23 protein-coding genes, 1 tRNA gene and 1 pseudogene are annotated in these 26,277 nt (G+C 55.7%); 10 read left to right on the forward strand and 15 right to left on the reverse strand.

From position 1 onward, the window contains the following. Positions 1-90 precede the first annotated feature (90 nt). Entirely contained in the window at positions 91-3,183 is a 3,093-nt protein-coding gene (locus JK232_RS01955; RefSeq protein ID WP_072932807.1) for a beta-galactosidase, read from the forward strand. Positions 3,184-3,327: 144 nt separating this feature from the next. After that, positions 3,328-3,403: transfer RNA gene (locus tag JK232_RS01960), tRNA-Asn, on the forward strand. A gap of 242 nt (positions 3,404-3,645) precedes the next feature. Here JK232_RS01960 and JK232_RS01965 read toward each other — a convergent pair. After that, on the reverse strand, positions 3,646-3,909 hold the full coding sequence (locus JK232_RS01965) for a hypothetical protein (RefSeq protein WP_241521561.1): 264 nt from the start codon (positions 3,907-3,909) through the stop codon (positions 3,646-3,648). A gap of 381 nt (positions 3,910-4,290) precedes the next feature. Here JK232_RS01965 and JK232_RS01970 point away from each other — a divergent pair, with 381 nt between their 5' ends. Continuing rightward, positions 4,291-5,562, forward strand: coding sequence for a zinc-dependent alcohol dehydrogenase (locus JK232_RS01970; RefSeq protein ID WP_072932810.1), 1,272 nt, complete (start codon positions 4,291-4,293; stop codon positions 5,560-5,562). Between the two features lie 88 nt (positions 5,563-5,650). Here the strand turns inward: JK232_RS01970 and JK232_RS01975 are convergent, their stop codons facing one another. From JK232_RS01975 to JK232_RS01985, 3 genes are all read right to left on the reverse strand, one after another. Next, positions 5,651-6,295: an RpiB/LacA/LacB family sugar-phosphate isomerase gene (locus JK232_RS01975; protein ID WP_212588698.1), complete on the reverse strand. Its 645-nt coding sequence runs from the start codon at positions 6,293-6,295 to the stop codon at positions 5,651-5,653. 78 nt (positions 6,296-6,373) lie between these two features. Next, positions 6,374-7,165: a 2-dehydro-3-deoxy-D-gluconate 5-dehydrogenase KduD gene (kduD, locus tag JK232_RS01980; RefSeq protein WP_072932907.1), complete on the reverse strand. Its 792-nt coding sequence runs from the start codon at positions 7,163-7,165 to the stop codon at positions 6,374-6,376. A gap of 151 nt (positions 7,166-7,316) precedes the next feature. Next, entirely contained in the window at positions 7,317-8,885 is a 1,569-nt protein-coding gene (locus JK232_RS01985; protein WP_101828372.1) for an MFS transporter, read from the reverse strand. 461 nt (positions 8,886-9,346) lie between these two features. Between JK232_RS01985 and tssD the strand changes: the two genes are divergently transcribed. From tssD to JK232_RS02000, 3 genes are read left to right on the forward strand one after another with little or no spacing between them, the layout of a single operon-like run. After that, on the forward strand, positions 9,347-9,838 hold the full coding sequence (gene tssD / locus JK232_RS01990; RefSeq protein WP_212588699.1) for a type VI secretion system tube protein TssD: 492 nt from the start codon (positions 9,347-9,349) through the stop codon (positions 9,836-9,838). A gap of 11 nt (positions 9,839-9,849) precedes the next feature. Then, complete coding sequence (locus tag JK232_RS01995; protein ID WP_212588700.1) at positions 9,850-10,209, forward strand: tlde1 domain-containing protein; 360 nt, start codon at positions 9,850-9,852, stop codon at positions 10,207-10,209. Next, on the forward strand, positions 10,206-11,645 hold the full coding sequence (locus JK232_RS02000; RefSeq protein WP_212588701.1) for a hypothetical protein: 1,440 nt from the start codon (positions 10,206-10,208) through the stop codon (positions 11,643-11,645). Before JK232_RS01995 ends, JK232_RS02000 begins: the two co-directional genes overlap by 4 nt. Before the next feature lie 49 nt (positions 11,646-11,694). Here JK232_RS02000 and JK232_RS02005 read toward each other — a convergent pair whose 3' ends face one another. From JK232_RS02005 to JK232_RS02045, 8 genes and pseudogenes are all read right to left on the reverse strand, one after another. Next, positions 11,695-13,185: a SulP family inorganic anion transporter gene (locus JK232_RS02005; protein WP_101828365.1), complete on the reverse strand. Its 1,491-nt coding sequence runs from the start codon at positions 13,183-13,185 to the stop codon at positions 11,695-11,697. Then, positions 13,178-13,759 (reverse strand): carbonic anhydrase, encoded by a 582-nt coding sequence (locus JK232_RS02010; protein WP_101828371.1) that lies wholly within the window; start codon positions 13,757-13,759, stop codon positions 13,178-13,180. Before JK232_RS02010 ends, JK232_RS02005 begins: the two co-directional genes overlap by 8 nt. Positions 13,760-14,218: 459 nt before the next feature. After that, positions 14,219-14,680: a GNAT family N-acetyltransferase gene (locus tag JK232_RS02015; RefSeq protein ID WP_072932823.1), complete on the reverse strand. Its 462-nt coding sequence runs from the start codon at positions 14,678-14,680 to the stop codon at positions 14,219-14,221. 61 nt (positions 14,681-14,741) lie between these two features. After that, positions 14,742-15,388 (reverse strand): annotated as a pseudogene (gene alkB / locus JK232_RS02020) (DNA oxidative demethylase AlkB). Next, on the reverse strand, positions 15,372-16,478 hold the full coding sequence (ada, locus tag JK232_RS02030) for a bifunctional DNA-binding transcriptional regulator/O6-methylguanine-DNA methyltransferase Ada (protein WP_101828364.1): 1,107 nt from the start codon (positions 16,476-16,478) through the stop codon (positions 15,372-15,374). The pseudogene alkB and the gene ada overlap by 17 nt, the downstream one beginning before the upstream one ends. A gap of 82 nt (positions 16,479-16,560) precedes the next feature. Next, positions 16,561-17,574 (reverse strand): alpha/beta fold hydrolase, encoded by a 1,014-nt coding sequence (locus tag JK232_RS02035; protein WP_072932827.1) that lies wholly within the window; start codon positions 17,572-17,574, stop codon positions 16,561-16,563. A gap of 205 nt (positions 17,575-17,779) precedes the next feature. After that, positions 17,780-18,112, reverse strand: coding sequence for a PTS system regulator TmaR (tmaR, locus tag JK232_RS02040; protein ID WP_072932829.1), 333 nt, complete (start codon positions 18,110-18,112; stop codon positions 17,780-17,782). A 142-nt stretch (positions 18,113-18,254) separates the two neighbouring features. After that, positions 18,255-19,313, reverse strand: a complete 1,059-nt coding sequence (locus tag JK232_RS02045; protein ID WP_072932831.1) for an FUSC family protein — start codon at positions 19,311-19,313, stop codon at positions 18,255-18,257. Between the two features lie 167 nt (positions 19,314-19,480). Here JK232_RS02045 and JK232_RS02050 point away from each other — a divergent pair, with 167 nt between their 5' ends. The 4 genes from JK232_RS02050 (at position 19,481) to JK232_RS02065 (ending at position 23,850) form a co-directional block, all read left to right on the forward strand. Then, positions 19,481-19,849 (forward strand): GtrA family protein, encoded by a 369-nt coding sequence (locus tag JK232_RS02050; protein ID WP_072932833.1) that lies wholly within the window; start codon positions 19,481-19,483, stop codon positions 19,847-19,849. Continuing rightward, positions 19,846-20,787, forward strand: coding sequence for a glycosyltransferase family 2 protein (locus JK232_RS02055; protein ID WP_072932835.1), 942 nt, complete (start codon positions 19,846-19,848; stop codon positions 20,785-20,787). The genes JK232_RS02050 and JK232_RS02055 overlap by 4 nt, the downstream gene beginning before the upstream one ends. A 27-nt stretch (positions 20,788-20,814) precedes the next feature. Next, positions 20,815-22,263: a glucosyltransferase domain-containing protein gene (locus JK232_RS02060; protein WP_072932837.1), complete on the forward strand. Its 1,449-nt coding sequence runs from the start codon at positions 20,815-20,817 to the stop codon at positions 22,261-22,263. Positions 22,264-22,575: 312 nt separating this feature from the next. Continuing rightward, positions 22,576-23,850, forward strand: coding sequence for a hypothetical protein (locus JK232_RS02065; RefSeq protein ID WP_212588704.1), 1,275 nt, complete (start codon positions 22,576-22,578; stop codon positions 23,848-23,850). Between the two features lie 48 nt (positions 23,851-23,898). Here the strand turns inward: JK232_RS02065 and JK232_RS02070 are convergent, their stop codons facing one another. From JK232_RS02070 to JK232_RS02080, 3 genes are all read right to left on the reverse strand, one after another. Then, positions 23,899-24,165: a hypothetical protein gene (locus JK232_RS02070; protein ID WP_072932839.1), complete on the reverse strand. Its 267-nt coding sequence runs from the start codon at positions 24,163-24,165 to the stop codon at positions 23,899-23,901. Positions 24,166-24,205: 40 nt separating this feature from the next. Next, positions 24,206-25,288, reverse strand: a complete 1,083-nt coding sequence (locus JK232_RS02075) for a mechanosensitive ion channel family protein (RefSeq protein WP_072932842.1) — start codon at positions 25,286-25,288, stop codon at positions 24,206-24,208. Between the two features lie 594 nt (positions 25,289-25,882). Then, positions 25,883-26,122, reverse strand: coding sequence for a DNA polymerase V (locus JK232_RS02080; protein WP_212588705.1), 240 nt, complete (start codon positions 26,120-26,122; stop codon positions 25,883-25,885). Between the last annotated feature and the right edge of the window lie 155 nt (positions 26,123-26,277).

A 26,277-nucleotide genomic window follows, 5' to 3' on the forward strand; every position in this document is an offset into this window, starting at 1 on the left:
CCTGCTTGCCTCCGGCTTTACAGCCACCCGCCCCGCAGGCAGTGTAACCGTAAATTGTGAGCGCATAACATTTTACTGCCGGAGCCTGAAATGAGTGCTGATTCTGCTGTTTCCCGCTGTTCCCTGGCCGCGCTGCTGGCCGCCCGCGCCTGGGAGTCCCCTGTTATCACCCACCTGAACCGGCTGCCGGCACACCCGCCGTTTGCCAGCTGGCGTGACCCGCAAACCGCGCGCGATGATGCGCCGTCCCCCAGCCGCCACAGCCTGAACGGCGACTGGGCGTTCAGCTATTTCCCGCGCCCGGAGGCGGTGCCGGAAACCTGGCTGGAGGCCGACCTGCCGGACGCCGCCACGCTGGCGGTGCCGTCCAACTGGCAACTGGCGGGCTTTGATGCGCCGATCTACACCAACGTGCAGTACCCGATCCCGGTCAACCCGCCGTTTGTCCCGGCGGAGAACCCCACCGGTTGCTATTCGCACCAGCTGCGGGTGCCGGACGGCTGGCTGGCTACCGGGCAGACGCGCATCATTTTCGACGGCGTTAACGCGGCCTTTTACCTCTGGTGCAATGGTGCGTTTGTCGGCTTCTCGCAGGACAGCCGCCTGCCGGCAGAGTTTGATTTGTCACCGTTCCTGCACGAGGGCGAGAACCGGCTGGCAGTGATGGTGCTGCGCTGGTGTGCGGGCAGCTATCTGGAAGATCAGGATATGTGGCGCATGAGCGGCATCTTCCGGGATGTCACGCTGCTGCATAAACCTGAGGTGCACCTCACCGATGTGCGGCTGAGCACGCCGCTGGCCGCCGGGTTCCACCAGGGGGAACTGGTGGCCGAGGTGCACGCCAACCTGACGCCGGCGCAGCAGGCGGACTATCAGGTCGCGGTGTCGCTGTGGGACGGCGACCACCAGGTGGCGATGCTCTGCCGCCCGTTTGGCAGCGATCCCATCGACGAGCGCGGCCACTATCACGACCGCGTGACGCTGCGGCTGCCGGTGCCACAGCCCCGGCTCTGGAGCGCCGAAACGCCGCACCTTTACCGGGTGGTGGTGTCACTCTGCCCGCGCACCGGTGAGTTGCTGGAAGCGGAAGCCTATGACGTCGGGTTCCGGCAGGTGGCGATTGAAAACGGCCTGCTGACGCTGAACGGCCGGCCGCTGTTGATCCGCGGCACCAACCGTCACGAGCATCACCCCGATCGCGGCCAGGTCGTGGACGAGGCCTCGATGATCCGCGACATCATGCTGATGAAGCAGCACAACTTCAACGCGGTGCGCTGCTCGCACTACCCGAACGTGCCGCGCTGGTACCAGCTGTGTGACCGCTACGGGCTGTATGTGGTGGATGAGGCGAACATCGAAACCCACGGGATGCAGCCGATGAACCGTTTGTCGGACGATCCGCGCTGGTTTGCTGCCTTCAGCGAACGCGTTACGCGGATGGTGCAGCGCGACCGCAACCACGCCTGCATTATTATCTGGTCGCTGGGCAATGAATCCGGCCACGGCAGCACCCATGATGCCCTCTACCGTTGGGTGAAATCCGCTGACCCGACCCGCCCGGTGCAGTATGAGGGCGGCGGGGCAGACAGCGCCGCCACCGACATTATCTGCCCGATGTACGCGCGGGTGGACGAAGACCAGCCCTTCCCGGCGGTGCCGAAATGGTCACTGGCAAAATGGATCGGCCTGCCGGATGAGTCGCGCCCGCTGATCCTGTGCGAATACGCCCACGCGATGGGCAACAGTTTTGGCGGTTTTGCGCGCTACTGGCAGGCGTTCCGCAAGCATCCGCGGTTGCAGGGTGGCTTTGTCTGGGACTGGGCGGATCAATCCCTGACCAGACTTGATGATCAGGGGCGGCCGTGGCAGGCGTACGGCGGGGATTTTGGCGACACGCCGAACGATCGCCAGTTCTGCATGAACGGGCTGGTATTCGCTGACCGCACGCCCCACCCGTCCCTGTTTGAGGCACAGCGCGCGCAGCAGTTCTTCCAGTTCCGCCTGACCGGCACTGACCCGCTGACGCTGGAGGTCACCAGCGAATACCTGTTCCGCCACAGCGATAACGAGCGCCTGCACTGGCGGATAGAACAGGATGGCGAACCGCTGGCGCAGGGTGAGGTCACACTCGACCTGCCGCCGAACGGCGTGCAGCGTATCACGCTGGAGGCGGCGTTGCCGGCTGCGGGGGAGAGCTGGCTGAGCGTGGAGGTGATTCAGCCTGCGGCGACCGCCTGGTCAGAGGCCGGGCACCGCAGCGCCTGGGATCAGTGGCCGCTGCCGCAGTTCCTCGCCGTGCCGCCTGCGCTGCCCACCGGGATCGCCCCGGCGTTGCAGACCACCGACGACGCGTACGACGTCAGCCACGGCGACCAGCGCTGGCAGTTCAGCCGCACGCACGGCACGCTGATGCAGTGGACGCAGCACGGTGAACCGGGGCTGCTCTCCCCGCTGACGGACGAATTTGTGCGTGCGCCGCTGGACAATGACATCGGCGTCAGCGAGGTGACGCGCATCGACCCGAACGCCTGGGCAGAGCGCTGGAAAGCCGCCGGGCTCTATGAGCTGGTGCCGGAATTGCTGGCGTTCAGCGCCGCCGACGTGGCAGAGGGGGTGCAGCTCAACAGCGATCACCTCTATCTGGCAAACGGACGCGGCGTGTTGCGCAGCCGCAAAACCTGGCTGATTGACCGGCAGGGCCGCCTGCATATTGATGTCACGGTCGAGGTGGCGGGCAGTGTACCGCCGCCGCGCATCGGGTTGCGTACCCAGCTGGCAACCGTGGCACAACAGGCGGCCTGGCTGGGCCTCGGCCCGCATGAGAACTACCCGGACAGGAAACTGGCGGCGCAACATGGGCGCTGGCAATTGCCGCTGGCGGCGATGCACACCCCTTATGTCTTCCCGACGGAAAACGGCCTGCGTTGCGACACGCGTGAACTGGCATACGGCGGCTGGCAGATTGAGGGCCGCTTCCATTTCAGCCTGGGCCGCCACAGCCGCGAACAACTGACAGCCACCAGCCACCGCCACCTGCTGCGTGACGAGCCGGGCACCTGGCTGCATCTGGACGGCGCGCACATGGGCGTGGGCGGGGATGACTCCTGGAGCCCGAGCGTCCATGCTGATTTCCTGTTGAGTGCGCCGGTTTACCACTACCGGGTCACGCTCGCGCGGCGCTGATCCCCGGCGGCGCGCCCGGTGCGCGCCGCCAAATCGCTAAAAATATCAACGACGTGCACAAAATAACGACAAACGCATCACTTTTTATGACAACCCTTTGACAGCACGGCAGCAGCCCGTTATTATCCGCCCCGTTCACACGATTCCTCTGTAGTTCAGTCGGTAGAACGGCGGACTGTTAATCCGTATGTCACTGGTTCGAGTCCAGTCAGAGGAGCCAGATTTAAAGAAGCCCGCGCAGGAGACTGTGCGGGCTTTTTGCTGCCTGGTTTTCTGTCTGGCTTTTCTGGCGTGATTTTTTTCTGTTGGGAATGCAGGCAGTGAAATAATACAGCGGAAGAATAACCAGAATAAATCACCCTGTTCTTTCCAGGAAAGGATTTACCATGATTAATAGGTTCATTGTTTTTTCACACTATGCCTGATTCGCCCGCGAAAAAGATACATTCCCTTCAGGCAGCATTACCATTTAATATCGCGTGCTTCCTCACGGCCTTCCTCTTTAGCCTCACGTTTATCTTCACGGCATTCATGGTTGCTTTTATCATCGTGGATCACGCACTCGCGTTTCTCTTCCCGCGCGTCCCGGCGGGCGTCCTGCCGCGTATCACGTGCCTCGCGCCGCTCACGCCCTTGCTCTGTGGCATAGGCTGCCGGTGCCAGTGAACCGGCAACCAGCGCACCCGCCATCATCATACCCAGAAAACGTGTATATTTTTTCATCATAAATACCTGCTCACGACATGATAGGTGTTGTGCCGGCTTTCATCGCCGGCACACTAAAAGGCATACATTCCCTTTGGTAAAACGGCGTTAATAATACGCCCTTCGCCACTGAAAAACGGATGAATTAACGTAACGCCGCATGTCATTTATTTTTAGCGTTAATAAAGTATCACCAGAGGTTTCGTATTATTTGTGTCGTGAATAATTATAAGTCTCAATATAAACAGGCAGGATATTTATTCCCTTTTTGCGGGTGGCGCGGCAGTCTGGCATCTTGTCTGATTTTTTGATTCTGGGTGCCGCCGGCCCCCCTATCGCCCGGCAGAATTGCTCAAGTGCCGCTACAGTTAAGGAGGTCTTCCTCATAAAAAGGATAAAACTGTGAAAGCACTTACTTATCATGGCCCCTATAAGGTCAGTGTTGATAACGTCGCCGACCCTGGGATCGTCGATCAGGATGACATTATCCTGCGCGTGACCGCCACCGCCATCTGTGGCTCCGACCTGCACCTCTACCGCGGTAAAATCCCTAAAACAGAACATGGCGATATTTTCGGCCATGAGTTTATGGGTGAAGTGGTGGAAGCCGGGCGCGATGTCACGGCGGTGCAGAAAGGCGACCGGGTCGTTATCCCGTTTGTTATCGCCTGCGGGGACTGTTTCTTCTGCCGTATGCAGCAGTTTGCCGCCTGTGAAACCACCAACACCGGCCGTGGCGCCATCATTAATAAGAAGCAGATCCCACCGCCGGCCGCGCTGTTTGGCTTCAGCCACCTGTACGGCGGCATTCCCGGCGGCCAGGCGGAATATGTGCGTGTGCCGAAAGCCAATACCGGGCCGTTCAAAGTGCCGGATCTGCTGTCGGATGACAAAGTCCTGTTCCTCTCTGACATCCTGCCGACCGCCTGGCAGGCAGTGAAAAACGCCCAGGTCGGCAAAGGCTCACGGGTGGCGATTTTCGGTGCCGGGCCGGTTGGCCTGCTGAGCGCCGCCTGTGCACGGATGCTGGGTGCCGAGCAGATTTTCATGATCGACCATCACCCCTACCGGCTGGCGTTTGCGCAGGAGCGCTATGGCGTGATCCCGGTGAATTTCGATGAGACGGATGACCCGGCCGAGGCGATTATTGAGCAGACGCCGGGCAACCGTGGCGTCGATGCGGTGATCGATGCCGTGGGCTTTGAGGCCAAAGGCAGCACCACCGAAACCATCCTGACCAACCTGAAACTGGAAGGCAGCAGCGGCAAAGCATTGCGCCAGTGCATCGCGGCAGTGCGCCGCGGCGGCATCGTCAGCGTGCCGGGCGTGTATGCCGGCTTTATCCACGGTTTCCTGTTTGGGGATGCGTTCGACAAAGGGCTGACCTTCAAAATGGGCCAGACCCATGTGCAGGCCTACCTGCCGGAGCTGCTGCCGCTGATTGAGCAGGGGCTGCTGAAACCGGAAGAGATCATCACCCATAAGCTGTCGCTGGATGATGCCGCCAAAGGCTATGAGATTTTCGAGAAGAAAGAGGAAGAGTGCCGCAAGGTGATTCTGGTGCCGGAAACGGTCGCAACGCCGGAACCGCTGACCACCACCGCCGCCATTGAGAATGGCCCGGCGCTGGTTGACACGCCGCCGCTGGTCAACCCAAAACCGGTGGGGCCGTAATGACCTCCCGGCCTGTGCCATAAAAAAGCCCGCATCTGCGGGCTTTTTATTCAGGTCTGCCGGGTGAGTTACACCTGGCCCAGCGCGGTTATGCCTGGCCCAGGACCTCACGCACGTAAGCTTCGATCGCGTTATCCTGACAGTTTTCAAAGAAACACTGCTGGAAGCGTTCGCCGGTGACGGCGGTTTTCACCAGTTCCTGGTCAAGGGCGCGCAGGGTTTCCACGCAGCCGCCTTTCAGCATGCTGGTTTTCACCTGGTTCAGGATGCCCGCATTGCGCACCTGCGGCTCTTTGCGCTCCGGCGGGTAGCCCGCACCGCGCTCGCCGGTAAAGGCTTTCTCAAAGATATAGCGCACATTCAGCTCTGCACCCCAGCCAAAACCTTTGGCAAACGGCAGCGCCAGCGCGTTACCGTTGTTGATCTGCGCGAACAGGAAGGCGTCCGCCGGATCGATGCAGTAACCGCAGCTGACGCCGGGGTGCAGGTTCAGCGACAGCAGCGCGCCCTGCCCGGTGCCGCAACCGGTCACCACGAAATCCACCGCTTTTGAGTTCAGCAGCAGGCTCGCCATGATGCCCAGATGAATGTACGTCAGGTGGTGATCCTGCTCGTCGCTCATGCCGACGCAGAAGACGCTGTGCTCTTTCTCATTCGCGACATCCGTGAGCTGCTTCAGTACCACCGGGCTTTTTGCCGCCTGGCTGTTTTCCATCATCAGTGCAATTTTCATCTTTCTCTCCTCTGGGTGCAGATAATGCCGCGCCCGGTCTGTTGAGTGGCCCCGGCTGATGCCGCGGCCAAAGAAGGGTTAACGTGCCAGCCATCCGCCGTCGACAGCAATAGTGTAGCCGTTGATGTAGTCCGACGCCGGAGACGCGAGGAACACCACCGGCCCCATCAGGTCCTGCGGCAGGCCCCAGCGGCCCGCCGGGATGCGCCCGAGGATCTCCTGGCTGCGGGCTTCGTCTGCGCGCAACTGCTGGGTATTGTTGGTGGCCATGTAACCGGGGGCAATGGCGTTAACGTTGATGCCGTGCTTCGCCCACTCGTTGGCCAGCAGACGGGTCACGCCCATGACCGCACTTTTCGACGCGGTGTAAGACGGCACGCGGATGCCGCCCTGGAAGGAGAGCATCGAGGCGATATTGATGATTTTGCCGCCTTCCCCCTGGGCGATAAATTGCTTCGCCACCGTCTGCGCCATAAAGAACACCGCTTTGATGTTGATGTTCATGACGTCATCCCAGTCTTTCTCGCTGAACGCCAGGGCGTCTTCGCGGCGGATGATGCCGGCATTGTTGACCAGCACATCGATGCGGCCGAACTCTGCCACTGCACGGCCCACCAGATCGGGAATGATGCTGGTGTCACGCAGGTCGCCGGTCAGGCTGAGGAAACGGCGGCCCAGCGCCGTGACCTGCTGCTCAGTGTCGGTTGGCTCGACAATGTTCACGCCGATGATGTCACACCCGGCCTGTGCCAGGCCGAGCGCCATGCCCTGCCCCAGCCCGGTGTCACAGCCGGTGACCAGCGCCACCTTGTTTTGCAGTGAGAAGCTTTGCAGCGAAAAGTTCTGCTGAGAAGACGTATCAAGACTCATCATAATTCCCTCATTGTGCCGCCGCCCCCGCGGGGCCGCTTAGTTGTCACGCATCCTAACGCAAATAAAAAGGGGCGACAAATTAAAATAAAACATCGTTTCAATTTTTTTGAGGTGCATCAGAAAATTTCCTCTGCGCACCGTTCCGGGGTTAAGGGTGCAGCGGCGGCACATCGGCCGGTTTGCCCACCGCAGGCGCGAGCATTTTGCGGCAGACGGCGCTGTTGCCCCAGCACTCCTCATACCGGTAGCCGATCAGGTTCTCCATCACGGCGCGCGTATCCGGGGTGACATCCGCGATACGGCCGCCCTGTTTGATGCGCGCCACTTCATTCAGCACCACCAGGTGGGTTTCGCGGTTGAGTTTCATCTGCTTGCTGAACACCATCGCCACCAGCGCCAGCCCGATGACGCCGATGCAGAACACCAGCGCAATCGCCATCACGGCGCTTTCCGGCTGGGTATGGGATTTGGACTGGAAGCCGTAGTAGCTGAGGATCGCGCCCATCACGAACACAATCACCGAGCGCATCAGCTTGCCGGAGAAGGTCATCGCCCCGGCGTAGATGCCTTCACGGCGGCGGCCGGTAAAGGCTTCATCCACATCGGCCAGGAAGGTGTAGACCGTCCACGGGATGTAATACACGCCGCCGGTGCCGATGCCGAACACCACCGTGATGCCGAGCATCGCGACGGTGGCATACGCGGCCGGCAGGTGCATAAAGTAGAGCAGCGTGTAGCAGCCCACCGAGAACACCACAATGCCCAGCGCCAGGATGTAAGGTTTGCTGAAGCCCTTTTTCACGCACAGCGCGATGAAAATGGCGGTAGAGAAGAGTTGCAGGATCGAGTTCAGGCTGTTCAGCCCGGCCACCATCGCCGGATCATACTGCAACACGAAAATCACAAAGTAGGTGAACACTGACGCAAACAGCCACTCCGCGCCGAACCCAAACAAATACATGCCGAGGTGCTTGCGGAACACCCGCAGATGGAAGGTGGAGATCATATCCCGCACCAGCGACAGCATGGTCTGCCCGAGGCTCTTTTTATGCAGGTCCAGCGGGCGCAGCTCTTTGACATCGCGCTCCCAACTGGAGAGGTAAAGCAGGCCGACGGCAATAAACAGGATCGCGCCGTAGGTCAGGCCGGTATAGAAAAACGGCTGGGCTGACTCTTTGCCGTAGATCAGGATGAACTGGCCGGGGATAAAGGCCGCCAGGAAGTTCGCCATCTTGCCGAAAATCGCTTTATACCCGGTGAGTTTGGATCGTACCGCGAAATTGGTGGTCATCTCGGTGGCCAGCGTTTCATACGGCACCATCACGGAGGTATAAATCAGCTCAAAAATCACGTAAGTGGAGAGGTAGTACCAGAAACCAAAGCCCTCGACCCACAACAGCGGGTAGAACAGCATCAGCGGCGCGCCGATCAGCAGGAAAAAGCGGCGGCGGCCGAAGAGTTTCCCAAGCCGGGTGTGGCCGAAGTTATCGGTGAGGTAGCCCATCAACGGGTTACTGATGGCGTCAATAATGCTGGCGACCGAGAAAATCGCCGAGGCTTCCAGCAGGGTCAGCCCACAAAAAGTGGTGTAGAAGTAGAGCAGCCAGGCCCCGGCAATCGCCAGTGCGCCGCTGCCGAGCAGGTTACCGCCGCCATAGGCCAGCAGGTGCCGCACAAAGATCGGGCGTTCTGCGGTGCCGGGCTGCGCGTCTTGCATTTTCATATTGAACCGCCGTTTCGTTTTTGTTGAATTGGCGTTTTTATACTCATGGCGCAGCAAGATTGATGTGAAAGTAATCACATTTAGTCACACGTATGGCGACTTTTCATCCGTTTTGTGACGCAGGCTAATCAATGGACATTAAAGGATCTTCAACGCCTGCAAACCTCTTCCCCAGGCCATTTTTATGCTATGGGCAGGCGAAAACCCCATCAGGTTATTGAGGCGTGATAACACACTGCCCTTGCCCCAGATTTTATTTCCTGCCGGGTTATTTTCTTATTTCTTTAATAAAAAACCCGTTACGTAAACCACTAACACGATTCACTAACACCTTCTCTTCATTGCCCGCCTAATAACATCCCTACTCTGTTTTCAGATAAATTGTCGCTTTTCTTTATTTATCCCAGGCGTATTATCCCGCGGGAAATGCCCCCTCGCGATTAAGGCCGACTTACATGGCTATTCCGGTTTATTTATGGTTAAAAGATGACGGCGGCGCGGATATTCACGGCTTGGTGGACGTACGCGGGCGGGAAAACAGCATCGAAGTGCTCGATATTGAGCATTGTATTGAACTGCCGACCGACTTTCACAGCGGCAAAATAGTGGTTAACCACCGCCATGAGCCGGTCTCTTTCACCAAAGAGCTCGATTACGCCTCCCCTTATCTCTACCAGGCCCTCACCACCGGCAGGATGCTGCGCTCAGCGGAATTCCGTTACTACCGCATCAACGATGCCGGGCAAGAAGAGAACTACTTCACCGTGCTGCTGAAGAATGCTTACGTCACAGGGCTGCACGCGATGATGTATGACATTAAGTCTGATTATGGCGAGCGCTGTAATCATCTTGAAGGCGTAGAACTGCATTACGAGAAGATCAGCTGGCACTACCGCGACGGTAATCTCATTCATTCAGACAGCTGGGACACCCGCCGCACGGCATAAAGGAGCGTGATATGACATGGACTTATCATCAAAGTACCGGCGAAATTTACCACAACAGCCGGTATAGGGGGAAAGGCTACGCCGGGCGTATGACCAATAAAAACAACCCCGATCGCCAGCAGGTAAAAGGGTTGGGTCCGCTGCCGCGGGGGCGGTATAAGATTACTGCTAAAACACACTCTAAAGGCCCTGTTACACTGGTTCTGGAACAAATTGAAGGCACAACCTTTGGCCGCTCGGCATTCCGGATTCATGGTGAACGCAGACGCCCTCCAGTCGGATGGGCATCAGAGGAATGCATCATTTTGGATCGTGATATAAGAGAAGCTATCTGGGATTCTGGTGACAAGATTTTAGAGGTAATGCGATGAAATCTTGTTTACTCATAGGCTTGCTTTTTCCGGCCCTGAGTTTCGCTGAATCTGACTATCCCCCGCCGATAAGCTGGCCGGTATTGATTGATCGCGTAACCTATGCCAGCCCCGGCACCTTACACAACCTGGATATTAAATTATTTCCGTTAAGGTCAACACTGGATGAGGCGCATAAAAATGAACTTAACCGTGCGCTGACACTGGCCTTAGTGAAATCGCCTGCCACTACACTTGATGCCCTGAGTAATATTGACCTCTATAGCATCCGTGAAGACAATGCGTTTATGCGCCTCTTTACTACCCACGCGGTATGCCGTTTGCCGCAGGTGCGTTATTACGATAAGGCATCAATGACCCGTTATTACCAGCAGGCGACGCGGGTATTAAGCGCCAGTTCCCATAAAAACAGCCAACGCTGTTTGCATATTATGGAGACAGCAATGAACGACCTTAACGTGGATGACACGCACGGCAGAATCGCATGGGGAACCGAAAAATATTACGTGACAGCACCCGGCACTCAGGTGCCGGATAACTGGCCGGTATTGATTGAACAGGTGACCCGCGGCGACCCTGGGGCGTTAAAAACATTGCCGGAAAATGTATTTTCATTTGGGCTGACACTGGGTGGTGACCCTACTTCACAACTGAATCATGCATTAAGACTCGCTTTAATTAAGGCAACGCCGCAAACGCTCGACGCGTTAAGCATCATTGATCATCACCAGGCCGGAAAGCAGACTGCACTTATTCAACGATTCAATACTGACAGCGTGTGCACGCTATCAGTGGGTTTTTATTATGATAAGCCCTCTGCCTTCCGCTATTACCACAAAGCAACCCATGTGCTGAAAACCAGTACGCACAAAAACAGTCAACACTGTTTAGGGTTAATGCGGAAAACGATGGAAGAGTTCGGCTATAAGGAGCAGCGCGGGACGATGAAATGGGGCACCCGCTTCTACCCTGAACCCGGCACAGCGGTCCCTGATAGCTGGCCAATCTATATCAAGCAATTAACGCAGGCTGAACCTGGGGCGATTAACACACTGCCTGATGCGGTATTTATTACCGCGCCTGTATTGAGTTATGAGCAATTAGTGGAATTTCACATCGCCGCCAGTATTGCCTTAATGAAAGCGCCAGCGCTGACGCTTGAGGCATTAACGGTGATTGATGCCTACAGCGGCGACGATCCCCGGATTATCCAGCACTTTGATACAGATACTGTCTGCGGCATCCCGGCTGCCATGGATCACACCAAGGCCTCGGTTATCCGTTACTACCGGCAAACCAAACAGGGTCTGGAGAAGACGGCCCTTCAAAATACCCGACGATGCCTGTGGATGCTGAATGCGTCCATGGAAGAAATCCTGGCGGATGCAGCGCGCAGCAACAGCAAATGGGGCACCCTGACCTACCCAACGCCCTAAAAAGAGGCCGCTTCCTGACAGGGAAACGGCCTCGCAGAGCAGCGCAGGATCAGGCCGGCCAGCGGTCGAGTTTTATGCCGCGGGTCGGTGCTTTCTCACGGAATTCATTGAGCAACGCTTTGACGTCCGGGTCGATGTAGTGGGCGTTTTCACTGTCTACCATCACTACGCTGTTGTCCGGAATTTCTGCCAGGATGCTGTGCAGCCGCGGGTTGTGCAGGAAGGTCAGGTTCTGGTGGATGCGCACCACGTAGTGATCGTCATAGCTGGAGAGTTGCAGCGCGTTCACGTGGCTTTTATAGGTGCTGCACAACAACTGCGCCAGCAGCCCCAGCCCAATGCCGGCCAGCATACCGAACAGCATGATCCCGGCGACCGTGGTGACGAACGGGAGAAACTGCGGCCAGCCCTGTTTCCACTGCATCAGCCATAACGCAGGGGACGCCAGCTTATACCCGGTGTAGAGCAGTACTGCGGCCAACGCCGCCAGCGGGATAGTGTTCAGCATGTCGCTGAAAAACAGCCCGCACAGCAACAGCAGCACCCCATGCAGCAGGATAGAGACTTTGCTGCGCGCGCCGGTATTGACGTTGACTGAACTGCGCACAATCACCGCGGTGATCGGCAGCCCGCCCAGGAAACCGCTCAGGGCGTTACCGATCCCCTGCGCACGCATCTCTTTATCCGGCGACGGTGCCGGCACCTGCTCTTTCAGCTTCTTCAACGCCTCCTGGCTCAGCAGGGTTTCCAGGCTGGCAACCAGCGCCAGGGTGACGGCCACCATATACACCGCCGGGTTTTTCCACGCCTGCCAGTCCGGCCGCTCCAGCTGGGCGGTCAGCTCGCTCAGGCTGTTAAACGCCGGCAGGGAGATGCGCGGCATCGCACCCTCGGGCAACAGCCGCTCGCCAAACACCACCGCCAGGCTGCCCCACAGCACCGCCACCAGCGGGCCGGGAATGTAAGTCAGCAGCCCGATACGCCGGAACGGCGCGGTGGTCCATAACCACATAATTAACAGCGCCACCAACGCAATGATCAGGGCCGGGGCGGAGAAGGCTGCCGTCCCGCTGAGCAGTGCGCCCAGCCCCTGCCCCTCCGGCAGGCCCATCGCCACCGGGATCTGCTGCACAATCAGCAACAGGCCAATCGCCACCAGCATCCCCTGAATCACCGTGCCGGGGATGAGCGTGATAAAGCGCCCGGCGCGGGCGATGCCGAGCATGACCTGTAACATGCCGGCCAGGATCAGCGCGAACAGCAGCGCCGGGAAACTGCCGAGCGTCTCCATTGCGGCGGTGACAATGGTCACCAGCCCGGCCGCCGGGCCGCTGACGGCAAACCGGGAGGGGCTGAAGGCCGTTACCACCAGCCCGCCGATGACGCCGGTCAGCAGCCCGACAAACGGCGGCAGGCCGCTGGCCTGGGCAATGCCGAGGCAGAGCGGCAGGGCCACCAGAAAAACCACCAATCCGGCGGGAATATCATGGCGCAGGGTCGAGGCCCCGGCCGGAGCCTGGCTCAGGGTTGAGTCACTCATCGCGGGCCTCCATACTGCGCTGTTCAACCAGTTTTTTCAGGTGGCCGCTGTGCAGGTCATAGACACAGCCGTAGACCTCCAGCGGTTTTTGCTGCTGCCAGGCAAGCCGCACCGGCCAGCACTCGGTGAGGTGAACGAACTGGCGGCGCACGTGCGCCTCTACCAGTGCATTCTGCCGCGCACTCTCATCCGGATGGCCCTGCTCCGCCAGCGCCTCGCCCAGCGAACGGCGCAGTGTCCGCATCCGCCGTGCCAGCGCGCTCTCCTCCTGTGCCAGCGGCATATCGGGCAACATGCTGGCCGCCTGTACCCCGCCGCAGCCGTAATGCCCGCACAACACAATGCCGGAGACTTTCAGGTACTCCAGCGCGTATTGCAGCACGCTCATCAGGTTGTCGTCCTCTTCCATCACCATGTTGGCAATGTTGCGGTGGACAAAGAGTTCACCGGGGTGGGAGCCGGTCAGCACTTCCGCCGGTACCCGGCTGTCTGAGCAGCCAATCCACAGGGAGTGCGGCTGTTGTGGGCGCGCCGTCTGGATAAAGTAGTCAGGATCGCTCTGCTGCTGCTTCATGGCCCAGCTGCGGTTTTTGGCCAATAGGGGTGTCAGTATCGTCACGGCATGTATCTCTCTGTTGGGGGGCAGTCGTGATCACGTCGCCCGGTTGCCCGTTAACCTGGGAAATACTCATCAGAAATTTCAACCATTCTGGAGGTGTGCACTGTCCTTGTGTGCGGATGCCGGGGCAGGCGGAACCGCCCGATCCGCCGTTACCGCGTCGCGATAACGGAGATATTTACTAACATCCCAGTGAAAGGTACTGCATAAGAGTAATCTGCAAGTAACAACTATGCTTTTTTATTTACAAAAGCATACTTTTCGATACACAGAGTCACAGTTCATACTTTTACATATTCAGATCAATAACTTTGCTTAGCCCGCAATCAAATAAGAAATTCTTATAACTTAGCAGGAAAAGTACACGAAAAAGCCGCCCGAAGGCGGCTGAAACCGGGTAACTAACGAGGATGTTTACCAGCGACGGTAAGTGAGGAAAGCGGTGCGTTCGCCCAGCTGATCATAAAGCGCACGGGCGCGGGTATTGGTTTCGTGCGTGGCCCAGTAGACACGATCACACTGTTTTTCATCAGCCAGCTGGTATACCGCGTCAAACAGCCGGTGGGCAATGCCCTGGCCGCGTGCGGCCTCACTGACGTAGAGATCTTCCAGATAGCAGTAGCCGTGTTCGCTCCAGCTCGAGGGGTGAAACACCAGATGCGCCAGGCCAAGCAGCGTGCCATCCGGCGCTTCAGCGACCAGCCCGGCCAGCCGCTCACCAATGCACAGGCGTTCAAAGGTCAGTAAGGTCACCTGTTCACTCAGCGGATGCTGGTAAAAATGCAGGTAACCTTCCCACAGCGGCCACCAGCCGGGGTAATCGGTGTGGGTCAACGGACGCACAACAACGGCCGCCGCGGTGTCAGTGCTGCTCATAAAACCTCCTTGGCAGGGCGTAAGGTATGGTCATTAAGCATACTGCATGGCGGCCGGGGCGTCAGCCCGCGACCCGGAAGGTCAGGTTGATGCGCTGTGCCCCCATCCGCGGATGCTCACCCGGTTTGATCGGCAGCACGCCGTGGAACCGCAGCCGGTCAGGGCCGCCCCATACCACCACATCGCCGTGGGTCAGCAGGTAGCGCTGCGCTTTGTCGCTGCGCGCCAGCCCGCCAAACTGGAACACTGCCGGCAGCCCCAGCGACACCGACACAATCGGCTGGCTGAAATCGGCTTCATCCTTGTCCTGATGCAGGGACATTTTTGCACCCGGCACATAGCGGTTGATCAGGCAGGAATCAGGGCGGAACGCCGGGAAGCCGGCCTGTACCGCCGCCTGTTCAGCCAGCGTTGCCAAAAGCGGCGGCATGGCGGGCCAGGGTGCCTGCTCACGCAATGGATCCGCAGTGACATAACGGTAGCCGCGCCGGTCAGTCATCCAGCCCAGGTGGCCGCAACTGGTGGTCGCCACGGACATCGTATGGCCGCCGGGGTCTGCATCCGGCGGAAGGGTGCTTCGGCGATTACACCGCGCAATGCCGCCAGCAGCGCCTCCTCCTGCGCCAGCGCAAAGCCGTGCAGCAGCATCGATCCGTCACCGATCCGCTCATTCCACGGATCGGCCGGCTTCTCAAACAGATCCGGCATGATCGTCTGCATCGGGGATGTGTTCCTCTTTCTCTGCGGCGCGCTCTTTCAGCAGCAGCGCCCGTTTGCGTTCCACGCCCCAGCGATAGCCGGAGAGTGAGCCGTCCTGCTTTACCACCCGGTGGCAGGGGATCGCCACCGCCAGCCGGTTAGCCGCACAGGCCCCGGCCACCGCGCGCACTGCCGCCGGTGCGCCGATGCGCGCGGCAATCTCGCGGTAGCTCAGGGTGCTGCCGGGCGGAATGGCGCGCAGCGCCTGCCAGACCCGTTGCTGGAACAGCGTGCCGCGGATGTCCAGCGGTAACGTCAGCCCGGTTTGTGGATGGTCGATCAGGCCAATCACCTGCGCCACGCCCTGCTCAAAACCCTGATCCGCGCCACGGAATTCCGCCTGCGGGAAACAGGCTTCCATCTGCCGGACCAGCGCCTGCGGGTCATCGCCCAGCAGGATGGCACATACGCCGCGCGCGCTCTGGGCCACCAGCACAGAACCGAGGCTGCACTCACCGACTGCAAACCAGAGCTGCTCGCCCTGCCCGCCCCGGCGGAACTGCCCCGGCGTCATGCCGAGCTGCGCCTCTGAGGCCGCATAAAAGCGGCCGCTGGAGCCATAGCCAGCCCCATACAGCGCCTCCGTGACGCTGGCGGCCTGCGGCAAAGCATCCCGGACCCGCTGGCCGCGCCGGGCCGCGGCATAAGCGCGCGGGGTGAAGCCGGTCAGTGCCCGGAAGCGCCGGTGGAAGTGCCACGGGCTGACCCCGGCCTGCGCCGCCAGCTGGTGCAGCGTGGGTTCGGTTTCTGCGTGTTCCAGCTGGCGGCAGGCTGCTGTAATGCGTGCTGCCCACTGCTGCTGGTCTGAATCGCCGTCCGGGCGGCAGCGTTGGCAGGCACGGTAACCGGCCGCCGCGGCCTCAGCCACCGTGGCAAAGAACACGACATGATCGGGGTGTGCCCGGCGTGACGGGCATGAAGGGCGGCAATAGATGCCGGTGGTACGCACTGCATACACAAAACGGCCATCGGCCTGTTTGTCACGCGCCAGAACCTGCAACCAGCGCGGATCGTTTACTGCGGTATCAGGCATAGTCATAAGGATCTCCTGCTCGGATTACGTTACCCGATCCAGACTACCCGCCGCAACCGGCTGCCGCATCCCGTCCCTTGCGCTCAAATTATCTGCGTTGCAGCAGATCCTTCATCGCCCGCTCAATAAACTCACTCTCCGCCTCAAAGCGCCCCGGCAGCCCGGCACAATGGCCATAGGGGGAAATCAGCGGCCGCCATTCGCCGCGCGGCAGCAAATCACACTCGATACGCGCTTGCGCCACGGTAAAGTAGTTATCGGTATCACACGGCATAATGATGGCATCGGCGGTGATCCGCGACAGAATAGCGGCGAAATCGCCTTTCAGCCGGGGGTCGAGGCTGACATCTGCCTGATGCCAGGCATCCAGCAGGGTCAACAGATCGTTGGCATCCTGCTGCTGGTGGTTGCGCTCCCAGGCAGAGAGCAGCGCTTCCAGGCTGGGATAGCCCATGCGGCGGAACAGTTCGTCGCGGAAAAACGCGGCAGAGTAAGCCCAGCCGGCATAGGTGCGGCCAAAAGCGGCCAGCCCGCGCAGCGGCGGGATCAGGTAATCGCCGTTGGCGAAGGCGCTGTCACTCAGCAGTGCACTGCGCATGTTATTGAGAAACACCCGGCAGAGCGGGCTGCAGCGGGCGGTACCGCAGATAACCAGCAGCCGTTTCACATAGTCCGGGTAGGCTGCCGCCCAATGCCAGGCCAGCATCGCCCCCAGTGACCAGCCGCCCACCAGCGCCAGTTGCCGGATGCCGAGATGTTCACGCAGCAGCAAAAACTGCGCATGCACATTGTCTGCGATCGAGACGCGGGGAAAGCGCCGCCCCGGCTGGCTCAGGCTGTTACTGGGCGAGGTGGAGAGGCCGTTGCCGAACATATTGACCAGCACGATAAAGTAGCGGCTCGGGTCAAGCACGCGATCTTCACCAATAAGCGGCAGGTAGGAGAGATGGCCGCTTGAATAGAAACTGAGCAGCAGAATGGCGTTGTCACCGGCAGCGTTCAGTTCGCCGAACGTCTGGTAGGCCAGGGAGGCCTGCATCAGCACCCCTCCCTGTTGCAGAGGCAGATCGCCCAGCAAGGTGTGATGAAAATCATTTCCCATGGCAATCCTCGCGATTCTTTTTATCTGCTTTTTATTGTTGTGTATTGCCTGACCAATTTATCACGCGGGGGAATTATTCCGTGACGGTGGTACCTAAATTAGGAGGTTTCCGGGATCAGTGCGCGGGCAGGAATGCACAAACCGGCGGGGTAGCGGGCATAAAAAAACCGGGCGCATGGCCCGGTTATGTCAGAAAAGCAAAGGGTTATTTCACGGCCAGTGATTTGACTTCGCCCATCGCTTTCAGTTTTTTGGAGATCTCACGGCGCTCTTTGGAGAGGTCGGCATTTTTGATGATGTAGTCATCAACGCGATCTTCATAGTCACCCCGCATGTTGGCGATAATCGCCTGGATCTCTTCGATGCTCATGCCTGGCTTGATGTAGTCACTCAGGTTGTCCAACAGCAAAACACGTTTCTGGTTGTCGCGGATTTTTTTCTCGTTGTCCACGATTTCGCGCTGAAGCTTGTTCTTACGACGGAACAGACGAACGAACTCCAGCACATCCTGGAAACTTTGCTTGTTTGCATTATCCATTTTTACACCTTTGCTTAAGTTTTACACAAATTCATTCACTGACGCGCTGTGGACAACCATACCTTGTCGCCGTGGTCAGAGATAGCCCTGATTTCTCTATCTTACCTGCTTTGGCGCATGAACAACACTGCACCCTGCTGACCTACCGGCGCATCGCCATCGTCACCAGATCGCCCAGCTCTTTCAACTGCTTGGTCATCTCCAGGCTCAGCCAGAGGTAACCATAGATCGGCGCTTCCAGATTTTTCCCAACGCTCATCTCATGCAGCAGCGCTTTCAGCTCACCGGCAATCTCCTCCATCTCCCGCGGGAAACCGCGCTCGCGCTCCGGCGAGCCGTTACGCAGGATATCCGCCAGCGTGTCCATGGAGTGCAGCGTCAGCAATTGGGCGCTGCGTAAGGTACGGGCGTTGAGCATAATGAAATGGCTTTCGCGCGAGGCCCAGTAGGCATCCACCTGCAATTCCAGTGTGCACACCAGGTTGCGGGTCAGCGTCTGGATCGCTTCAAACACCTCTTTCTGAATGCCGCTCTCTTTACTGGCGGGGGCAATAAGTGTGCGGATTTTCACCACCTGGGTCAGGGCGCCTTTGAGTTTGCCCTCCAGATGCGGCCGCTCCACCATATTGGGCGACTGATAGGCGCTGTAAAGCTGGTGCAAGGTGGTCAGGCTGTCCGCCATCTGCAACCGCCAGTGAATAAAGGCGCGCTGCGGGTAGATGCTGGTAAACAGCAGCGCCAGCACCGAGCCGAAGATCACGTCACCACTGCGCCACAGCGCGGTTTTCATGTCGCCGGTGGCGCTGCCGCAGACCACGGCCAGCGTGATGCCGATCAACAGCGCCATATAGGGGCGTTTGCCCAGTGTCAGGTAGCCGCAGACAAACATCACCACCAGGCTCCAGGCCAGCATCAGCGGCAGGGAGTAAAGCTCCAGCCACAGCGCCATCAACCCGGAAATCGAGCCAAACACCGTCCCGGCGATGCGTTGCAGGGCGCGCGGCTGCACGTTGCCCCAGAAGGAGATCGGCCCCATCACCACCACCAGGGTGATCAGCGGCCAGGTGCCCTCCGGGATCGCCAGCAGGCGCACAATCAAAAAGGTCAGCACAAAGGCCAGCGCAATCCGCAGGCCATGCATCACCCGGTAGCGGCGGTAAATCAGGTGTTCAAACGGGGAAATCTTTTTATCCAGGCGCATTATCGGTGGTCAGTCAGCAGCAAATCCGCACAGTGTAGCGGAGTCAGCGGCCATCAGCGAACCGGTTTACCTTTCTGCCGGCGGCGCAGTTACAACACCTTACACCTGCTGATAATTTCCTTTGATAATGCTACACTTCGGCCACTTTTTTCAGCCGGTGCTTTCCGATGATTAAACTGTTTACCAAATACGCCCTGGTGGGGGTGATCAACACCTTAATCCACTGGGTGACCTTCGCCCTGCTCTATTACGCCGCCGGGGCCGATCAGGCGCTGTCTAACTTCGGTGCCTTCTGCGTGGCAGTGACCTTCTCCTTCTTTGTGAATGCCAAAGTCACGTTCAAAAGTGACGCCACCACCATCCGTTATATGTTCTATGTACTGTTTATGGGGGCGCTGTCCGTCAGCGTGGGCTGGGTTGCCGAAGTCAGCGGCCTGCCGGCCCTGTTTACGCTGGTCACCTTCTCCGCTGTCAGTTTGGTCGTCGGCTTTTTCTACTCCCGTTTCTTTGTCTTCAAGGTTAAGGATGCCCAATGAAGATTTCCCTGGTAGTGCCGGTTTTTAATGAAGAAGCGGCCCTTCCCCTGTTTTATCGCGCAGTGCGTGATTACGCGCCATTACAGGCATGGCAGGTCGAGATCGTCTTTATCAATGACGGCAGCAAAGACCGCACGCCAGAGCTTGCCGCCGCGCTGGCGCAGACCGACCCGCTGGTGACGCTGGTGAATTTCACCCGCAATTTCGGCAAGGAACCGGCGCTGTTTGCCGGGCTGGAACATGCCACCGGCGACGCGGTGATCCCGATGGATGTTGACCTGCAAGACCCGATTGAGGTGGTACCGCAACTGGTGGCTGCCTGGCAGGCCGGGGCCGATATGGTGCTGGCGAAGCGGGTTGACCGCTCCACCGATGGGCGGCTCAAGCGTAAGACGGCGGAGTGGTTCTATAAGCTGCACAACAAAATCAGCACGCCGAAGATTGAGGAGAACGTTGGGGATTTCCGGCTGATGTCGCGGGAGATCGTCGATAACATTCTCATGCTGCCGGAACGCAACCTGTTTATGAAAGGCATCCTGTCTTTTGTGGGCGGCCGGGTGGCGGTGGTGGAGTATGCCCGTGCGGAACGGGTGGCCGGCACCACAAAATTCAATGGCTGGAAGCTGTGGAACCTGGCGCTTGAGGGCATCACCAGTTTTTCAACGTTCCCGCTGCGGATCTGGACTTATCTGGGGCTGGGCGTCGCTGTGCTGGCCTTTATTTATGCACTGTGGATGGTGGTAGACAAATTGATCTGGGGCAACCCGGTGCCGGGCTACCCGTCCCTGATGACCGCCATCCTGTTCCTGGGCGGCGTGCAGCTGATCGGCATCGGCGTTTTGGGCGAATACATCGGCCGTATCTATATCGAAACCAAGGGCAGGCCACGGTATATTGCGAAAAAAACTATCAACGATAGTCAAAATTCATCCCCATAAGACGATAAGTGAACAGTGAATACAAATATGAACACATTATTTTGCCGCTCCGGCATACCGCTTTTTTTAACTGCGTTAGTTTGTGCCATTATAGTCTATGGTTTTGAACTGACGCATTTTACACTCTCTATTGATGAAGAGTTTTCAAATAATTATTTACAAACCATCGCTTTAGGACGTTGGGGTCATGCCCTGCTGCGGTTGTTTATTTTCCCTGAGCCTTACGCCCCCTGGTTTACCACCCTTTGCGCTTTGCTGTTTGCCTCTGCCGCCGCGGTCGTTATGGCAAAAGTATTGCAATTTTCCGCGCATATTTCCCTTTGTTTTGTTGCTCTTTTTATCGCGCTTCCTCAGTTTGCTTACCAGCTGCAGTTCTCCAATCAGGCTGATACGGTTGGTTTAGGATTTTTGAGTGCTGCACTTTCGGTCTATTATTTTAAACGCGCGACCCCATTGTATGGGCTGTCAATTATTACCTACGTTTTTGCTATCTCTATCTACCAGTCGCTGGCTTTCTTGCCGATTTCTCTTATTCTCCTGTGTGTTATCAAGGAAAACATTGAAGGGAAGAATAACAAGCAATCCTTACTTACTTTGGCCGGATTTGCAGCCATCTCTGTACTGTCAGTGATTGCTTATGAGCTGATTCTCCTTTCTTTCCAGCACTATTATCAGGTGAGCGGCGCCAGCTATTTCTCTTCATTAATTAATTGGGGGAAACTCAGCACATCGCAAGTGATTAGCCAAACGGTGCATTATATCGCTGATTTTTTCACTTTTAATGGCTTTTACGGATTGCAGCCTTTTTCGCTGGTTGTCATTCCTTTCCTGTTTTTATCTTTTTCTTTAATTTACAAGAAAGGTATTGCAGGCATGGTACCGGTGATGCTCTTGGTTGGGCTGCTCTTTTCTCCTTTTGTCATGCCAGTGATTTCCGGGGGTTTTCAGGCTCCACGTGTTTTAACCTCACTCTCGCTGGTGATGGCAGGGCTCTTTTCCCTGATGATGATGTACCTGAGCAATAAAGCAGTTAATATACTCTTTTCTGCTATTATATTACTTATTGGTTCTGCATCAGCCAGCCAGCTATTTTATTCTGATTATATGTCTGAAAAGGCTGACAGCCTGTTGGCCACCCAGATTACGACCCAAATCTATCAAACTTATCCAGACTTTAATGCTGAAACCACAGGCATTTATTTCTTTGGCATGCCTAAAAGAGATAATATCTGGAAAAAACCCAATTCGGATGTATTTGGCTACTCATTCTTCACCTGGGACGGCGGCAATAATGCCCGCATGATTGCCTATTATCGTGCCCTGGGCATTGCCTCTCTGCATAAGGCCTCTGAGACACAATTATCAACGGTGCGTGAGCAGGCCAAAACCTTACCTGTCTGGCCTGCAGCAGGGAGTATCGCCATGATAAATAATGTATTGGTTATCAAACTTGGCGAACATCAGGGCGTAGACTGAGTTTTCTTTATTAATACAGCGTTGTTGTTTTCAGCAACGCTGTATTAAACACCCCCTATTCCTTATCATTATTTTTGGATTAATATTTAATTATCAGTTAAATATGCATTCATTCCACATGAAATGATAAACCCAATCTCTATTAATGAGTTTAATTATAGATATCAATGATATATTAAATCAACCAGGCTCATCTTAACCTTAAATCACTCTAATATTATCAGGATATATTAATCCAGATCAAACCACCTCTCTTTAAAATCCTTAAGAATAAAAAACAATCTACTTTTTTAGATATATCAGGATTTTAAAATGGAGTTAAAAAGAAATTGGATTCAAGGGTTAATTATATTAATAGCAACTTATTTTATTCTTTTTCTACGCAGGCCAGACATTTTAACGAATGCTCAATTCTGGGCTGAAGATGGTGTTATCTGGTATAAAAATGCGTATGAATATGGGGCATTATTATCGCTTCTACATCCACAAAATGGGTACTATCAAACCATCTCAAAAATAGTGGGCGGCATGTCTATTTTTGTACCTCTTGCTTATGCCCCAATTTTTACTAATGCACTAGGAATTCTAATCCGTGCTGCTGTAGTATGGTTTTTTTTAAGTAAAAGATTAAATTTTCTCTCTCTGGTTCCAAGAATATTCATAGCGCTATATTTTATTTTCATGCCTTATACTGATGAGGTTCATGCGAATATTACTAACGCCCACTGGTTTTTAGCATTATATTCCTTAATGATATTAATGGCTAATAAAAGCGAAAGTATACTTTGGCGCTTTCACGATTTGATAATATTATTTACATCCTCTATAAGTGGACCATTTTCAGTGTTTTTATTACCTTGCCTAGCACTAAAGTACTTATCAATAGAAGGATTGAGTAATATTTTTAATATTGAAAGAATAATAAAATTCTTCGAATCTCGACATCATCTAATTATTCTAATAGGTGCGTTCATTCAAGTTTTTTCTATTTTAATATCTTCTGACTCATCCCGTTCAAATGCACCTTTAGGTGCTGATTTATTATTGATGTTTAAAATAATCTCTTCGCGCGTGGTAGTTTCTACCATTGCCACGGGTAATATTAGCCTTCTTTTTTGGGATATTTCATCCCTCTCCATCTTAACCTCTTTTGCTTTTTTATTAGGTGTAATCCGAGTTATAAAAACTAAAGATTGGCGCCCAATATCGCTCTTACTATTATCAGGACTTATCATAGGCTTTAGTTTAGCTAGACCTATGATTAGCCTTACTGAGCCACAGTGGCCTATCCTTCGTTCTTACATGGCCGTTCAACGCTACTTCGTATTGCCACACATCGTTATATTCACACTAATTTCTTTATTAACTTTTGAAATGTGCAAAACTTTTCTTGCAAAAATAATATATGTATTTAGTTTCTCCATTGTTATCGTTTTCTTAATTGTTAATTTTTTTAGTATCCCGCCTTTACCTGACCAGCATTGGCAAGAAAGCGTAAACCGCTTTAACATTGCCTTACCTGGAGAGATTGTAATTATGCCTATTACTCCCACTGGCTGGGAAATGAACCTACAAAAAAAACAGTAAATTTATAAAGAGAAAGGCATGTTAACACATGCCTTCTTTCCTCACTCCCTACCCCACCAGCCCCTGTACATGGTCGCGCAGGAAAATGACCTCCTGGCCGGGGTGGTATTTGCCGGGCTGGGCGGCGGGTTCGATGGCATCGGTGTCCACGACTTCGCCGACATAGTGCCCGGCGTTCAGGCCGGTGATGCGCACCACCAGCTGGTAACTCTCCGGCGGGGTGCCGGAGGGGACGGTAACCAGCAATACCCGGTCACCGATCTGCGGTGCCGGGGCCAGAGGTGTCAGCGCGCGTTCAAACAATGCTTCATCCATGCTTTCCTCCGTCATCTCTGAGTGCTGTCAGAATGGCAACTTATGCCGCCTTGCCTGTCTCTTCCAGATCTTGTGGATAAACAATCTGGCTTGGCAGCGCCAGCCGGACGTTAATTTTATCCAGCTCCTCCATAATACGGATATTAATTTCCTGTTGAATATCCATATATTTATTATAGTCTGCCGAATTCACGATATGGACCACTTCAAATAACAGCCGGTCCTGACCAAAAGCGGAGAAATGGGCACGGTCGAAACGGGTTTCGCCGACGTCTTCAATAATCTTTTTCACTATCATGCCAATCTTGCGCAATTTACCGGGCGGGGTGTCATTCGACAGGCCAAAGGTGAAGACAATGCGGCGCGTTTGCATCCGTTTGTAGTTATGGATAGTCTGCTGGAGCAGAATGGTATTGGCGCAGACGATCTGTTCGCCGCTCAGGCTGCGGATGCGGGTGGTTTTCAGGCCAATATGCTCAATGGTGCCGGAAACGTCGTTAAACACGACGAAATCCCCGATCTCAAAGGGTTTGTCAATGCCGATTGACAGCGAGGCGAACATGTCGCTCAACACCGTCTGTACCGCCAGGGCGATGGCAATACCGCCTACCCCGAGGCTGGCCATAAAGGCGGTGATATCCACGCCCGCATTCGACAGAATCGACAGCAGCATCACGGACCAGACCAGCACCCGTAAAATCACCCCCAGGATCACCAGCGTCACCGGGTTACGCCGTGACCCCGGCGTATAAAGCAGTTTTTTCATCCATGACTGTACGCCCTGATCCATCCAGATGGCGATCTGCACCGCCAGCACCAGGAACCAGGCGTGGGAAATGGTGTTATATAACCGGTCTGACAGCACGACAAACCGCAGGCTGAACAGGAAAGCGGCAAACAGAATCAATATCCGTTTGGTTTTGCCGATCACTTCCGAAATGATGAGGTTGGCGTTGTTCTGCTTTTCATTGGCCCAGACCAGCATTCTTTTATGCAGGAAGCCGATGGCCTGGGTAATTACCCAATAGGTCACCAGCGTCACGCCAATCACAATGGCGACATCCGTCCAGAATGGTAACGACAAAAACAGCTTAAAGTAGTTAATATTCTGAATCGCTTCCATTATTCCCTCGGCTTTATCAAAAATACACAACAGCCTAGCAGTATAGTTCAGTAACCGGCCACCCGCCCGGCAGCCCCCTGCCCTATTAAAAGCCCGGCAGGTGACGGAAAGATGACCGCCTGGTCAGTGGGGGCATCGCGCTTCACCTTCAGGCAGGCCCGATTATGGTTTACCATAGACAAAGCCGCGCCCACGCCTTTAAACAGAGAGCCTCAGTGAAAAAAGAATCCCCCCAGCCGACCTTCTACATTCACGATTACGCACATAATATCGCTTTCTTTTGATTTTATTAGGTTAATTTTAATATCTAGATTTTTTTGTACGCATTTTTGTACACAACGGTAATTTTGCTCGCGTATCAATCCAATTTTAAAGGGCAGCATCGTTATAAAGATGCAAAGGCTTGGGAAAGGTCACAAACCTTTGCATGTCCTAAATCCGTCCCATCAGCCGATAGCTACTTATTCCTCACACTTTCCCCTCACCTGCCGATAACTTAATCACCTGAAGCTGAGAGCATTGGGATCACAATAAGAATACACACGTAAACCTTTTGCCCGCCTTGCGCGGGCTTTTTTGCGTATACCTACCGTCTCACAGCCCACCGTTCGGATTGTACAGCTGGAAAGTGCGCTCCTCTCCCTCGGCAGTAGAGACATCCCGGAACGTGGTGATGTGAGTCTCGATCCACTCATTGGCCTCTTTCAGGCTCCAGTGCCAGTTGACCTTCGCCAACTCCTTTACGAAGTCCTGGGTGGTGATGGTCGTCCTACCCTTACCTTCTCTCTTGGTGGCATTGATGAAAGCTGACTTAATCTCGTACTCGCGTGGCATGGTTACTCCCCTTGATTTTTACTGTATGGATAAACAGTAATTTGATCTGCGTAATCTATCAAGGGGGATTTTGAGAATATGGCTTCCATTCAGACCGTCTGTAGCGTCACATGCTGTGTCCTCATGGTGGGTTACAGGCAATAAAAAAACCGCCG

The sequence above is a fragment of the Nissabacter archeti genome (assembly GCF_018257325.1).
Taxonomy (GTDB): Bacteria; Pseudomonadota; Gammaproteobacteria; order Enterobacterales; family Enterobacteriaceae; genus Chimaeribacter; species Chimaeribacter arupi.